This window comes from Microbacterium sp. Leaf351 (assembly GCF_001423825.1).
Lineage (GTDB): Bacteria > Actinomycetota > Actinomycetes > Actinomycetales > Microbacteriaceae > Microbacterium > Microbacterium ginsengisoli.
Genome location: NZ_LMPK01000035.1, coordinates 113832 through 126191, shown reverse-complemented (window position 1 = coordinate 126191; position 12360 = coordinate 113832). Strand labels below are relative to the sequence as shown.

The 12360-nt window shown below is 71.6% G+C and carries 14 protein-coding genes; 5 read left to right on the top strand and 9 right to left on the bottom strand.

Annotated elements, in window-relative coordinates; genetic code table 11:
* The 4 genes from ASG00_RS11720 to ASG00_RS11705 form a co-directional block, all read left to right on the top strand.
* On the top strand, window positions 1–934 hold a 934-nt coding region (locus ASG00_RS11720), incomplete at its 5' end, for a thiolase family protein (RefSeq protein ID WP_235559530.1).
* Window positions 935–984: 50 nt separating this feature from the next.
* Complete coding sequence (locus ASG00_RS11715) at window positions 985–1899, top strand: ABC transporter ATP-binding protein (protein ID WP_056209794.1); 915 nt, start codon at window positions 985–987, stop codon at window positions 1897–1899.
* Window positions 1896–3509 (top strand): ABC transporter permease, encoded by a 1614-nt coding sequence (locus ASG00_RS11710; RefSeq protein WP_056209792.1) that lies wholly within the window; start codon window positions 1896–1898, stop codon window positions 3507–3509. The genes ASG00_RS11715 and ASG00_RS11710 overlap by 4 nt, the downstream gene beginning before the upstream one ends.
* Window positions 3506–3973 carry a GbsR/MarR family transcriptional regulator gene (locus ASG00_RS11705; protein ID WP_045246089.1) on the top strand — a complete coding sequence of 156 codons (468 nt, stop codon included), beginning with the start codon at window positions 3506–3508 and terminating at the stop codon, window positions 3971–3973. The genes ASG00_RS11710 and ASG00_RS11705 overlap by 4 nt, the downstream gene beginning before the upstream one ends.
* A 9-nt stretch (window positions 3974–3982) precedes the next feature.
* Here the strand turns inward: ASG00_RS11705 and ASG00_RS11700 are convergent, their stop codons facing one another.
* Genes ASG00_RS11700 through ASG00_RS11660 form a run of 9 tightly spaced genes read right to left on the bottom strand, consistent with a single transcriptional unit; the run spans window position 3983 to window position 11124 of the window.
* Entirely contained in the window at window positions 3983–4459 is a 477-nt protein-coding gene (locus ASG00_RS11700; protein ID WP_056209788.1) for an NUDIX domain-containing protein, read from the bottom strand.
* 32 nt (window positions 4460–4491) lie between these two features.
* The gene (locus ASG00_RS11695; RefSeq protein WP_056209787.1) at window positions 4492–5787 is read right to left on the bottom strand and encodes a flavin-containing monooxygenase; all 1296 of its coding nucleotides are present in this window, start codon (window positions 5785–5787) and stop codon (window positions 4492–4494) included.
* Entirely contained in the window at window positions 5784–6629 is an 846-nt protein-coding gene (locus ASG00_RS11690; RefSeq protein ID WP_056209784.1) for an aspartate/glutamate racemase family protein, read from the bottom strand. The genes ASG00_RS11695 and ASG00_RS11690 overlap by 4 nt, the downstream gene beginning before the upstream one ends.
* Window positions 6630–6637: 8 nt before the next feature.
* Window positions 6638–7282, bottom strand: a complete 645-nt coding sequence (locus ASG00_RS11685) for an amino acid ABC transporter permease (protein ID WP_056209781.1) — start codon at window positions 7280–7282, stop codon at window positions 6638–6640.
* Entirely contained in the window at window positions 7279–7920 is a 642-nt protein-coding gene (locus ASG00_RS11680; protein WP_048809439.1) for an amino acid ABC transporter permease, read from the bottom strand. The genes ASG00_RS11685 and ASG00_RS11680 overlap by 4 nt, the downstream gene beginning before the upstream one ends.
* 1 nt (window position 7921) lies before the next feature.
* Entirely contained in the window at window positions 7922–8707 is a 786-nt protein-coding gene (locus tag ASG00_RS11675; protein ID WP_056209777.1) for an amino acid ABC transporter ATP-binding protein, read from the bottom strand.
* A gap of 54 nt (window positions 8708–8761) precedes the next feature.
* On the bottom strand, window positions 8762–9634 hold the full coding sequence (locus tag ASG00_RS11670) for a substrate-binding periplasmic protein (protein WP_048809438.1): 873 nt from the start codon (window positions 9632–9634) through the stop codon (window positions 8762–8764).
* A 60-nt stretch (window positions 9635–9694) separates the two neighbouring features.
* Window positions 9695–10417: an SDR family NAD(P)-dependent oxidoreductase gene (locus ASG00_RS11665; RefSeq protein ID WP_056209774.1), complete on the bottom strand. Its 723-nt coding sequence runs from the start codon at window positions 10415–10417 to the stop codon at window positions 9695–9697.
* Window positions 10414–11124, bottom strand: a complete 711-nt coding sequence (locus ASG00_RS11660; protein WP_045247451.1) for an SDR family NAD(P)-dependent oxidoreductase — start codon at window positions 11122–11124, stop codon at window positions 10414–10416. Before ASG00_RS11660 ends, ASG00_RS11665 begins: the two co-directional genes overlap by 4 nt.
* A 112-nt stretch (window positions 11125–11236) precedes the next feature.
* Here ASG00_RS11660 and ASG00_RS11655 point away from each other — a divergent pair, with 112 nt between their 5' ends.
* Window positions 11237–12175, top strand: a complete 939-nt coding sequence (locus ASG00_RS11655) for a LysR family transcriptional regulator (protein WP_045247452.1) — start codon at window positions 11237–11239, stop codon at window positions 12173–12175.
* Window positions 12176–12360: the final 185 nt, after the last annotated feature.

Below are 12360 nucleotides of genomic sequence, written 5' to 3'. Positions count from 1 at the left end.
CCGCCAGTGCGGGTCGAGCCAGCAGGCGGCGACGTTCGCGGCGCAGGCGATCATCTCCGGCAGCCAGGACATCGTGATCTCCTGCGGCGTCGAGTCGATGAGCCGCCTCCCGCTCGGCACCTCCGCGATCGGCCGCGACGTGCTCGGACCGCGCCTGCGGGAGCGCTACCCCGACGGCCTCGTGCACCAGGGCATCTCGGCCGAGCTCATCGCGGCGCAGTGGAACCTCTCGCGCGCGCAGCTCGACGACGTCGCCGCGCTCTCCCACGCGCGCGCCGCGGCGGCCGCGGCATCCGGTCTGTTCGACGACGAGATCGTGCCGGTGACGGTGACGGATGCCGCGGGCTCCCCCGTCGTGCACCGCACCGACGAGACCGTGCGGGCGGCGACCACCGCCGGCGGGCTCGCGGGTCTGCCGGCGTCGTTCGTCGACGAGGCGATCGCGGCGCGGTTCCCGCAGATCGGCTGGCGGGTGACCGCGGGCAACTCGTCGCCGCTCACCGACGGCGCCTCGGCCGCGCTCATCATGTCGCGCGAGGCCGCACAGCGCCTGGGGCTGCGACCCCGCGCCCGCTTCGTCGGCTTCTCGGTCGTCGGCGACGACCCGATCATGATGCTGACGGGACCGATCCCGGCGACCGCGAAGGTGCTGCAGCGCACGGGTCTGTCGATCGACGACATCGACGCGTTCGAGGTCAACGAGGCGTTCGCGTCCGTGCCGCTCGCCTGGCTCGCCGAGACCGGCGCCGACCCCGCGCGGCTCAACCCTCGGGGCGGCGCGATCGCCCTCGGACACGCCCTCGGCTCCTCGGGCACGCGGTTGCTCACGACCCTCGTCGGCGAGCTGGAGGCGACGGGCGGCCGGTTCGGCCTGCAGACGATGTGCGAAGGCGCGGGCATGGCGAATGCGACGGTCATCGAGCGACTGGATTGACACGGTCCGCACTCTTCACAGTTTTGTGAAATCGGCGTAGCTTCAGCGCCATGAGCGATGTCATCCGCACCACCGGACTCGTGAAGCGCTACGGGCGCCAGAACGCCCTCGACGGCCTCGACCTCGCGGTCGGCGCCGGCGATATCCACGGCTTCCTCGGACCCAACGGGGCCGGCAAGTCGACCACCATCCGCATCCTCCTGGGGCTTGCCCGCGCGAGCGGCGGCACCGCGGCGGTCTTCGGCCGCGACCCGTGGCGCGACGCGGTGGCACTGCACCGGCGACTCGCGTATGTGCCGGGCGACGTGAACGTGTGGCCGAACCTCTCCGGCGGCGAGTCGATCGACGTACTCGCCCGCCTGCGCGGCGCCGACACCCGCTCGGCCGCCTACCGCACCGAGCGCGAGCGCCTCGAGCACGTGTTCGCGTTCGACCCGCGCAAGAAGGGCCGCGCGTACTCGAAGGGGAACCGGCAGAAGGTGGCGCTCATCGCGGCCTTCAGCGTGCCCGCCGAGCTCTACATCCTCGACGAGCCGACGAGCGGCCTCGACCCGCTCATGGAGGTCGTGTTCCGACGCGAGGTGACCCGGGTGAAGGATGCCGGCGCCACCGTGCTGCTCTCGAGCCACATCCTCTCCGAGGTCGAGCAGCTGTGCGACCGGGTGAGCATCATCCGCGCCGGGAAGGTCGTGGAGGCCGGCACGCTCGCGGACCTCCGGCACCTGACCCGCACCGAGGTGTCGTTCGACGCGGCGGGCACGACCGCCGACGGCATCGCCGAGGCCCACGACGTGAGCGTCGCCGACGGCCGGGTGCGGTTCACCGTCGACAGCGACGCCGTGGCATCCGTGCTGCCCGAGCTCGCGACCCGTCGGGTGACGGGCCTGCGCATCGAGCCGCCCTCGCTCGAGGAGCTCTTCCTGCGGCACTACGGTGACGACCTCACTGCCGGGTCGACGCGATGATCACCCTGCTGCGCCAGCGGCTGCGGCGCGACCTCTGGCAGTTCGTCATCTGGATCGGCGGCACCGCCGTGCTCGCGGCGTTCACGGTCTCGGCCGTGAACGGGTCGTACGGCACCGAGACGGACCGCGTGAACCTGCTCGCCACCGCGGCCGCGAACCCCGTCATCATGCTGTTCCGCGGGCTGCCGTCGGGCGCGGACCTCGGCGCGTTCACGGGGTTCCTGATCCTCCCGTTCCTCGCGATGATGGCCGCGTTCATGAGCTCCTTCATGGCCGTGCGCCACACCCGCGCCGACGAGGACGCCGGCCGCACCGAGCTCGTGGCCGCGACCCCCGCCGGGCGCGTCGCCCCGCTGGTCGCGACGATCGTGCACGGCCTCATCGCCAACGCGCTGCTCGCCATGCTCGTCGCCGTCGCGTTCCTCGCGTGCGGGCTGCCCGCCACCGGCAGCCTCGTCGCCGGTCTCGGCAGCGGAGCGCTCGGGTTCTTCGCCTACGGGGTCGGACTGATCGGCGCGCAGGTCTTCGCGTCGGGCCGCAGCGCCAACGCGTTCGGCGTGTGGGTGATGCTCGTCGCCTACCTGGTGGCGGGGCTCGGCAACGCGCTCGGCACACCCTCCGCCGACCTCCAGCGCATCCAGAGCGCCCCGCTCGCCTGGTTCTCGCCGTACGGGTGGATCGAGAACGCGCGACCCTGGGCCGACGACAACCTGTGGCCGGTCGCGCTCTGCGCACTCGTCGCGGCCGGGCTGGCCGCGGCATCCGTCGCCCTGCAGTCGGTGCGCGACCTTGGCGAGAGCCTGCTGCCCGAACGGCGGGCGCGCGCGACGGCCGGCGCGGCACTGTCGAGCTCGACCGGGCTCGTATGGGCGCTCACGTGGCCGGCGATCCTCGGCTGGGCGATCGGGGGCTTCGTGTCGGGGCTACTCGCGACGAGCCTGTCGTCGGTGCTGTCCCAGGCGGCGACCCAGCTGCCGTCCGTCGAGCAACTGCTCGCCGCGCTGACGCAGGGCGGCTCGCTCGCGGTCGGCGCGATCGTCATCTTCTTCACGCTCGTGGGTGTGCTCGCTGCCTGCTGCGGCGTGCAGATCGTCGGGCGCGCTCGCCAGGAGGAGGCGCACGGCACGGTCGAGGCTCTGCTCGCGACCCCGGTCGGGCGGGTGCGCTGGCTGGCCGACTACGTCGCGATCGCCACGATCGGCGCGGCGGCGACCGTCGGCGGCGCGATCGTCGGGGCGGCGGCGGGCCTGGCCGGACAGAGCGCGCCCGACTGGTCGCTGTTCGGTGACGCGGTGGTCGTCGGCGCCGGGCAGTTCGTCGCCGCGCTGGTGTTCATCGTGGTCACGGCGCTCGTGCTCACGGTGCTGCCCCGGGCGACGCTCGCCGTCGGCTGGACGCTCGTCGGGCTGGCCACGGTCGTCGGCCTCTTCGGCCCGCTCTACCGGCTGCCCGACTGGATCGTGCACCTTGCGCCGATCGCCGCGGCGCCCACCGTCACCGGCTCGGGAACCGACGTGCAAGGGCTGTGGTGGCTGGTGGCCGCGGTCCTCATCGGAGGTGCGGCATCCCTGGCCCTCATGCGGCGCCGCGAACTGGCCGGTGACGGATGACGCTCCCCGCCCATCGCGCCCTTGAGCCCGCCGAGCAAGCCGCGGCCATGATGACCGCGGCCGGCATGGCACGGATGCCGGCCCGCGTGATGATGGCGCTCGTCGCGGCCCCGGCCACGGGGTACACGGCGGCCGAGCTCGCCGACCGCCTCGGAGTGAGCCCCGCGGCGGTGTCGGGGGCGGTGCGCTACCTGGTGACACTGCGTTTCGTGCACCGACGCTCTGTTCCCGGCGACCGCCGCGATCGCTACGAGATCGTGCAGGACGGCTTCTACAGCTCCGTCGCCCTCAACGCGCCCGTGTACGCGCGCCTCGCGACCGCCATCGACGAGATCGGCGACGCCCAGGACGACACCGACGCCGACGCGGTCGCCCGGGCACGCGATCTCGCGGAGTTCTTCCGCTTCCTCGCCGAGCGCATGCCCGCGCTCATCGACGAATGGCGGGCGCGCGGCGGCGCATAGCGCGGTTCCTCAGGCGCCGCCCAGACGGGCGCGCAGCGCGACGAGCGCGGGACGCTGAGCGGCGACGAGCAGGCGCTCCGCGTCGGCCGGTGCCGCCCACGCGATCCGGTCGACCTCGGGGAAGCGCGCGACGCGCCCCGAGCGCGGCGGCCACTCCATCTCGAACTCGCCGAAGACGAGATCGGATGCCTCCCACTCCCCCGCGGCGACGGCGAACACCGTCACGCGCTTGCCGCTGCCGTACCGGAACTCCCCCAGCAGCACACGATCGCCCGCGGGCGGGTCGACGCCCAGTTCCTCGCGGAACTCGCGGACCGCGGCATCCGCCGGCGTCTCGGCGTCGGGATCGAACTCGCCCTTCGGAAGCGACCACGCCCCCTCGTCGCGGCGCGACCAGAACGGGCCACCCATGTGCGCGATGAGCACCTCGAGCCCGGCCGCACCGCGGCGGTGCACGAGCAGACCGGCGGAGACGGCAGGGGGCACGGGGTCAGGCTAGACCCCGCACCCCGGCACGGTCATGCCGTCGGAGACGCAGCCTCCTCGCGTGCGGCGACGAGCGCGTCGAGCAGACGATGGGTGTCGGCGAGCTGGTCGTTCCAGACGGCGCGCACGATGTCGATGCGGTCGTCGGCCTCCTGCAAGCGGCCGAGGTAGTCGGCGACGGGCGCGAAGCCTTCGGCGGATGCCTCGTGCAGCCCGATGATGCGCAGCACGACCTTCGACTGCACGCCGTAGACCGGAAGCTGCGGCCCCCGCGGAGCGGAGAGCCCGACGTAATACAGCTTCTCGAGCCCCTGCGGCACGATGCCCGCGGCGAAGCGCAGCGGGGTGCCGGACCGGCGGGGCACGAGTGCGTCGTCGAGGAACGGCAGGGAGGCGTGGAAGCCCGTCGCCCACAGGATCGTCTCGTACTCCCGCGAGGTGCCGTCGGTGAACGTCACCGACGTGCCCTCGATGTCCGCGATGCCGGGGACCACGCGCACACGACCGTGGTGGATCCAGTACAGCAGCAGGTCGTTGACGACCGTGCGGCCCTCGGCGAGCGTGCGGTAGGCGGGCTCCGGCAGACCCGGGTAGTCCTTCCACTCGCCGATCGACACCCGTGCGAGCAGGCGTGCGATGAGGTCCTGCTCGTCGGCGGAGAACTGCGCCATCCACGTCACCTCCTGCCGCGGCACCCCGAAATAGCTCTTCGGCTGGAAGTACATGCCCTCGCGCACGACGATGTCGGCGTCGATGCGGTGCTGCGCGGCGTCCACTGCGAGGTCGCAGCCCGAGTTGCCCGCACCGACGACGAGCACGCGGTCGCCGACGATGTCGTCGGTGTTGTGGTAGCGACCCGAGTGCAGCTGCGTGCCGGTGAAGCGTGCGGCGATCGCGGGCACCTTCGGGTCCCAGAGGTGACCGTTCGCGACCACGACCCCGTCATAGTCGCGCTTCTCGCCGCCCGTGAGCGTCACGGTCCAGCCGGCGGACCCGACCGGGCCGTCGGTCGCGACCGGCACGACCGATTCGACCTCGACGCTGAACGTGACGCCGTCCCGCAGCTCGGCCTCGTCGGCGTAGGCGTTGAGGTAGTCGCGGATCTGCGTGCGCCGCGGGAAGTGCGGGTAGTCACTCGGCATCGGGAAGCCCTCGAAGCCGGTCATGTCACGGGACGTGATCAGGTGCAGGGCGTCGTAATCGGTGTTCCAGTGCCCGCCGACGCGGTCGGTCTTCTCGAAGCAGTCGACGTCGTACCCGGCGTCGCGCAGCTGGCGGAGGGCGGACATGCCGGCGGCACCGGCACCGATGACGCAGTAGCGGGTCATGCGTGTGTTCCTTCGATCGTGAGGGTGGAGAGGTCGGGGGATGTCTCGGGGCCCCGCAGGCGGCCGCCGGTCGCGGCGAGCGCCGCGGCCCGGGCGCCGCGCGCGCGCGGGTAGCCGCGACCGGTCGGCGAGATGCCGGCCGCCTCCAGCGCGAGGAGTGCGAACACGTGCTCCACGGCGAGGCGGTTGCAGTCGAGCACGGGCACGTCGGGGTGGCCCGACACGTGCGTGTAGCCGTGCCAGGTGAACAGCGGGGCGAGGTAGCCGCAGCCGACGACGATCGCGTCGGCGCCGTCGGCAACCGCCGCTTTCGCCACCGCGTCGAATCTCGCGATCAACGCCCGCGGATCGTCGATCGCGGCCACGACGTCATCGAGCGTCGACTCGGGGTCGTAGGCACGCACGGGCCGCTCCGGCAGGAATCCCGTGGCACCGAGGCGCACCAGGTCGTCGGCGAAGATCGGCACCAGCGTCGGTGACACGGTGATGAGCACGGCCCGACGGGCGAGGGAGCCGACCGCGCGAACGCTGCCGTCGGGCAGGCTCGACACGGGCCGGGCGACGCCGGAGCGCACGATCTCGGTCGGCGCACCCCAGCATCCGATCACGACCGCGTCGGTCTGCGTGCGGGCATCGATCTCGAGCGCGGTCGCGAGGATCGCGGCATCCGACATCATGCGGTTGGCGGGTGTGCGGATGCCGCCCGCATCGACGCCGACATGGGTCAGGGCGACCTCGGCGCGACCCGCGACGAGGGCACGCACCTGTCGGTCGAGGAACTCCCACAGGGGCCGGTACCGCTCGTCGCCGTGCGTGGCCTCGAGCCAGGTGAGGTGGGTCATCTCTCTCCTCAGGCCTGTCCACGGGCGAGGCGGTGCTCGACGTAGACAGACGCCCACGTCGACGGCACCGCGATGATCACGTAGATCAGACCCGTGATCGCGTAGACCTGCAGGTATTGGAACGTCACCGCGCTGATCTGATACGCCTGGCTCATCAACTCGTTGACCGAGATCGAGTAGGCGAGCGAGGTTCCCTGGAACGACTGGATGGCGAGCCCCATGAGCGGCGGGATCGCCGAGCGCAGCCCCTGCGGCAGCACCACTCGGCCGAACACCGACCGGCGCGAGAGCCCGAGAGCGAGGGCGGCCTCGGTCTGCCCCTTGGGCACCGAGCGGATTCCCGCACGGAACATCTCCGACGAGTACGCCGCGACGGTGAAGGTGAGACCGGCGGCCGCGGCCGGGAACGAGTCGAGCAGGATGCCCACCGACGGCAGGCCGTAGTAGACGATGTACAGCACGACGAGGGCGGGAATGCTGCGGCCCACCTCGACGAGCACGAGAGCCGGCCAGCGCAGCCAGGGATTGCGCGAGGCGACGCCGAGCGCGAACGCGAGGCCTATCGCATACCCCGCGACCACCGAGATCACGGTGAGCTGGAGGCTGACGAGCAGGCCCTGGCCGAGCTGGGGGAGGTAGTCGGCGAGGTTCATGCGTGACTCCTCGACAGGCGGGCGTCGAGGCGCCGGGTCGCGATGGCGAGCGGGACGCTGATCACGACGTAGACCGCCGCGGCCGCGAGGAACGGCGTGAGACCCGCCGTGCCGGGGTTCTGGCGTGAGTAGGCGGTCGCCGCGGCGACCATCTCGATCACGCCGACCGTCGACGCGATCGACGAATCCTTGATGAGGGCCATCAGGTATGTCGCCGCCGACGGCAGCGCGGTGCGCAGGGCCTGCGGTGCGAGCACCCGTACGAACGTCGTGCGCCGGCCGAGCCCGAGCGCCTGCGCCGCTTCGAGCTGCCCCTTCGGAAGGGTCGCGAACCCGCCGCGGTACATCTCGGCCAGGTACGCGCTCGAGATGACGCCGAGCCCGACGATCGCGGCGCCCAGCGAGCTGAAGCGGAACACCCCGATCGCGAACCCGAAGTACAGCAGGAACAGCCAGACGATCGTCGGCACGCCGCGGATCACGTCGACCACCAGGCGCACAGCGAGCCGCACGACGCGGTGACGCGAGCGCAGCCCGAGCATCAGCGGGATGCCGCCGATCGCCCCGAAGGCGAAAGATGCCGCGGTGACGAGAAGCGTCATCGGCAGCCCCAGCAGGACGATTCCGATCACCTCCACGTCAACGCTCCAGCACCGCGTTGAGGAACCGGCGGGTGCGCTCCTCCTGCGGGTCGGCCATGATGCCGGCCGGGTCGCCCTCCTCGACGATGTGGCCGTCGGCCATCACGACGAGGTGGTCGGAGACCTCGCGGGCGAACTGCATCTCGTGGGTGACGACGATCATCGTCATGCCCGCGTCGGCGAGCTCGCGCATCACGGCGAGCACCTCGACGCCCACCTCCGGGTCGAGGGCGCTGGTGGGCTCGTCGAACAGCATCACCCGGGGGGAGAGCGCGAGCGCGCGCACGATGGCGATGCGCTGCTGCTGACCACCCGAGCACTGTGCGGGGTGGTGGTGCGCCTTGTCCTTGAGACCGACGCGCTCGAGCAGGGTCAGCGCCCGCTCTTCGGCCTCGGCCCGGCTGCGCCCGAGGATGCGCTCCTGCGGGAAGGCGACGTTGCGCAGCACGGAGAAGTGCGGGAACAGGTTGAAGGACTGGAACACCATGCCGACCTGGCGGCGCAGCGCGAGAAGCTCCCGCTCGGGGATCCGGCGTCCCGCGGTCACGACCTGGGAGCCGACGGTGACGGTGCCGGCATCCGGGGTCTCGAGCAGGTTGATGCAGCGCAGCAGCGTGCTCTTGCCCGAGCCCGACGGGCCGATGAGGGCGGTCACGCTGCCGGGCTTGACGATGATGGAGATGTCGTCGAGGACGCGGTTCGAGCCGAAGCTCTTCGACAGATGCTCGATCACGACCCCCGCGTGAGCGATCTCGTTCGATTCGGTGATGAGGTTCTGGTTCATGTCGGCTTCTCGCTCGGGAGTGGGGCGCCGGGGTCGCCGGCGCCCCACTCGATGTCAACGCAGGGCGGTCGCGGCCTTGTCGGCCGGCACCACCAGCGAGGCGGACAGGCCATCGGCCTCGACGATCGAGGCGAGCGTGCCGTCGGTGCGGTACTGGTCGATCAGGGCGCTGAAGGCGTTGGACAACGCGGTGTTGTCCTTGTCGATCGGGAAGGCGATGATCGGCATGTTGGTCGTGATGGCGACGCGCGAGTCCGCCTGCGCGGGCTTCACCTCGAAGCCGCTGCCCTTGTAGGCCGCCGCGGCGACCGCGTAGCCGTCGAGCGCCGCCTGGATGCGGCCGGCTTCGAGGTCCTGCTTCATCTCCGCCGTGCCGGGGTAGAGCTTCAGGTTGTCGCCGAGGATCTTGGTGACGTCGTCCTGCCACGAGAAGCCCGTGCCGGTGCCGACCGCGCCGATGGTCTCCAGGCCCGACACCGTGTCGATGCCGGACTTCGAGATGATCGCCATCTGGTCGTAGTACGTCGGGGTGGTGAAGCCGACCTGCGCCGCGCGGGCGGCGGTGACGTACCAGCCGCCGGTGATGATGTCGGTGCGCTTCTGGCTCGTGATCATCGCGATGCCGTTGGCGTAGGTGATCGGCACATAGGCGACCGAGAGGCACTCGGCGGCGGCCAGCTTCTCGATGATCTGGATCTCCTCACCCGACGCGGTCGTGCCGTCGAGCTTCGTGTACGGCGGGTTCTCCGGTACGCCGACGGTCAGGGTGCCGGGAGTGAAGGTGGTGAGACCGGCGTCCTTGGGCGTGCAGTTCGCCGAGGGGGTGTTCGACGAGGCGGTGGTGGCGCATCCGGTGAGCAGGATGGCCGCGGCGACGACCGCGGCGGCCGTGCGCAGGACACGGGCGGAGGGCTGGGGGCGGTTCATGACGTGCTGTTCCTTCGGGGTCGGGTGATGCGGGGTGGGGGTGGTGGGGCTTCCAGGGGGTCAGTGGGCGGTGAGTCCGCCGTCGATGGCGTAGACCGCACCGGTCACGAACGAGGCGTCGTCCGAGAGCAGGTAGTCCACGAGGGGGGAGATCTCCTCCGGGCGCGCGCGACGGCCGAGCGGGGTCGCGTCGCTCGTGCCGCCGGCAGGTTCGTCGTCGTTCATCGCGGTGGCGACGCCGCCGGGGCAGATGACGTTGACGCGCACCTCGGGGGCGAGCTCGATCGCGGTGGCCCGAGTGAGTCCGATGAGCGCGGCCTTCGTGGTCGCGTAGGCGGCGTAGCCCGCCGAGCCGACGAGCGCGGCCGTCGACGACACGTTGACGATCGCGCCGCGGGACTCGCGCAGCAGCGGCGCGAACGCGCGCGTGCCGAGCAGGGGGCCGAGCACGTTGACCCGCTGCTGCAGATCCCAGTCGGCGACGGTGACGTCGGCGAGCGCCGCGTACCGCAGCACGCCCGCGTTGTTGACGAGACCGACGACGGATGCCGCGGCCCCCAGCTCGTCTGCGAGCTGCTGCCAGGACGTCTCGCTGGTGACATCCAGATGGCGGTACTCGGCGTCGAGGCCGTCGGCGCGCAGCTCGGCGGCGGCCGCCTCGCCGGCCTCATCGAGCACGTCGGCGAGGATGACCCGCACCCCGCGCCGCGCAAGGCGGGCCGCGTGGGCGGCGCCCTGGCCGCGCGCGGCGCCGGTGATCACGACCGTCCCGGCGGAGCTCATCGGATCACGTCTCCACCCGAGAGCACCACGGTCTCGCCGGTCATGAACGCGACCGATGCCGGGTCGACGAGGATGCGCACCCACGCGGAGATCTCCTCCGGGCGGGCGACGCGACCCAGCGGGATCGACGCGGCCGCGGCATCCATTCGTCCGGTTGCGGCGTTGCCGGGGGTGGCCACCCAGCCGGGGGCGATGCCGTTGACCCGAATGCCGGCGCCGGCGAGCTCGAGGGCGAGCGACTTGGTGAGCATCGTGACGGCCGCCTTCGAGGCCCCGTACAGCAGCTGGCCGCGGGAGACCTCGTAGGCATCGACCGAGGCGAAGTTCACGATCGCCGAGCCGTCACCGAGGTAGGGCCGAGCGGCGGCGATCACGTTGAGCACACCGAGCACGTTGATGTCGAAGATGCGACGGTAGGTCGCCTCATCGTAGGTGTCGAGGGTCGTGGGCGGGTAGATGCCGGCGATGTTCGCGATCGCGTCGATGCGGGAGCCGGGGGCGAGGGCTGCGGCGAGCGCCGCCTCGAGGGCGTCGCGGTCGCGCACATCGGCGACGAGTGGCACGAGCGCATCGGCGGGTCCGGTTGCAGGCGCGGTGATGTCGACAGCGAGCACGTGCCATCCGTCGGCGAGGAACGCCTCCACGGTGGTCAGCCCCATCCCGCTCGAGGAGCCGGTGATGAGGATGGTGCGGGGCGAGGCGGACATCGGCGGGGGACCTTTCGTCGGGGGTGTGAAGACAGTGCACCAGCAGACGAAAGACAGGGCAAGCCTGACTATCTTTTGATAGATATAGGCAGAGCCTTGAGAAGGAGATCCCATGGGACTGCCCACCGTGCGCCAGCTGGAGTACTTCGTGACCGCCGCGCGCCTCGGCACGTTCGCGGCCGCGGCCGCCGCGCATCACGTCGCACAGCCGAGCCTGTCTGAGCAGATCACCGTGCTCGAAAAGTCGCTTGACCTGGCACTCTTCACCCGAACCTCACGTCGCCTGCTGCTCACCGACGCCGGCAAACAACTGCTGCCTCTCGCCGAACGCGCGGTCGCGAACGTGACCGAGGTCGCCGACATGAGCCGCCGGGTGAAATCGGTCGACCAGGGCACCGTGTCCTTCGGCACCTTCAACAGCGCACATCTCTATCTGCTGACCGACCTCATCAGGGAGTTCCGCACCCGGTTCCCCGGCGTGCGCATCCGGGTGACCGGTCTCAATTCCGCCGAGGTCGCCGACGCCGTTCGCGACGGCCACCTCGAAGCGGGGCTCGTGCAGCTGCCGATCGACGACCGCGAGCTGACCGTCACCCCGAGCGTCTTCGTCGACCAGGCCGTGTACGTCACCGTCGACCCCGACAACGCCCGCGGGCCGATCGACATCACGACGCTCGCCCAGCGCCGCCTCATCCTCTCTGAAGCACGGTGGTCGAACGACGATCCGCTGCGCGTCTCTCTGCTCGAGCGGGCGCAGAGCGCTGGCGTGACGGTCGAGCCGATCGTCGAGGTCGAGTTCCAGACGCACGCGCTCGAGCTCGCCGCCCAGGGCGTCGGCGACTCGCTGGTGTCGTTCCACGTCGGCCGATCGATGATCGCTCGGCGCGGGATGTTCTGGGCGCCACTCGACCCGCCCGTGGTCGAGCACTACGCGTTCGTGACGCGCCGGTCGGGGGCGATCTCCCCCGCGACCCGGGAGTTCATGCGGCTCGCGCAGCGCATCCTCGCCCGCGTCGAGCAGACGGCGCCATCGGTCGACCCACCCGCCTGAGCGGTGCCCCGGCACGGTCATGCCGCCCGAGACGCGGCCGCCTCGCGCGCGGCGACGAGCGCGTCAGGCGACAGGCGCGCCCGCTGCGGCGGCCTCGTCCTCGGCGGTCGCGACAAGCTGCCCGCAGGCGCCGTCGATCTCCTTGCCTCGGGTGTCGCGCAGGGTCGTCGGCACCCCGGCGTCGT

What these genes read in the sequence shown, in the direction of transcription:
- ASG00_RS11715 (WP_056209794.1), top strand. Translation starts at nt 985, where the DNA reads ATGAGCGATGTCATCCGCACCACCGGACTCGTGAAGCGCTACGGGCGC.
- ASG00_RS11710 (WP_056209792.1), top strand. Translation starts at nt 1,896, where the DNA reads ATGATCACCCTGCTGCGCCAGCGGCTGCGGCGCGACCTCTGGCAGTTC.
- ASG00_RS11705 (WP_045246089.1), top strand. Translation starts at nt 3,506, where the DNA reads ATGACGCTCCCCGCCCATCGCGCCCTTGAGCCCGCCGAGCAAGCCGCG.
- ASG00_RS11695 (WP_056209787.1), bottom strand. Translation starts at nt 5,787, where the DNA reads ATGACCCGCTACTGCGTCATCGGTGCCGGTGCCGCCGGCATGTCCGCC.
- ASG00_RS11690 (WP_056209784.1), bottom strand. Translation starts at nt 6,629, where the DNA reads ATGACCCACCTCACCTGGCTCGAGGCCACGCACGGCGACGAGCGGTAC.
- ASG00_RS11685 (WP_056209781.1), bottom strand. Translation starts at nt 7,282, where the DNA reads ATGAACCTCGCCGACTACCTCCCCCAGCTCGGCCAGGGCCTGCTCGTC.
- ASG00_RS11675 (WP_056209777.1), bottom strand. Translation starts at nt 8,707, where the DNA reads ATGAACCAGAACCTCATCACCGAATCGAACGAGATCGCTCACGCGGGG.
- ASG00_RS11670 (WP_048809438.1), bottom strand. Translation starts at nt 9,634, where the DNA reads ATGAACCGCCCCCAGCCCTCCGCCCGTGTCCTGCGCACGGCCGCCGCG.
- ASG00_RS11665 (WP_056209774.1), bottom strand. Translation starts at nt 10,417, where the DNA reads ATGAGCTCCGCCGGGACGGTCGTGATCACCGGCGCCGCGCGCGGCCAG.
- ASG00_RS11660 (WP_045247451.1), bottom strand. Translation starts at nt 11,124, where the DNA reads ATGTCCGCCTCGCCCCGCACCATCCTCATCACCGGCTCCTCGAGCGGG.
- ASG00_RS11655 (WP_045247452.1), top strand. Translation starts at nt 11,237, where the DNA reads ATGGGACTGCCCACCGTGCGCCAGCTGGAGTACTTCGTGACCGCCGCG.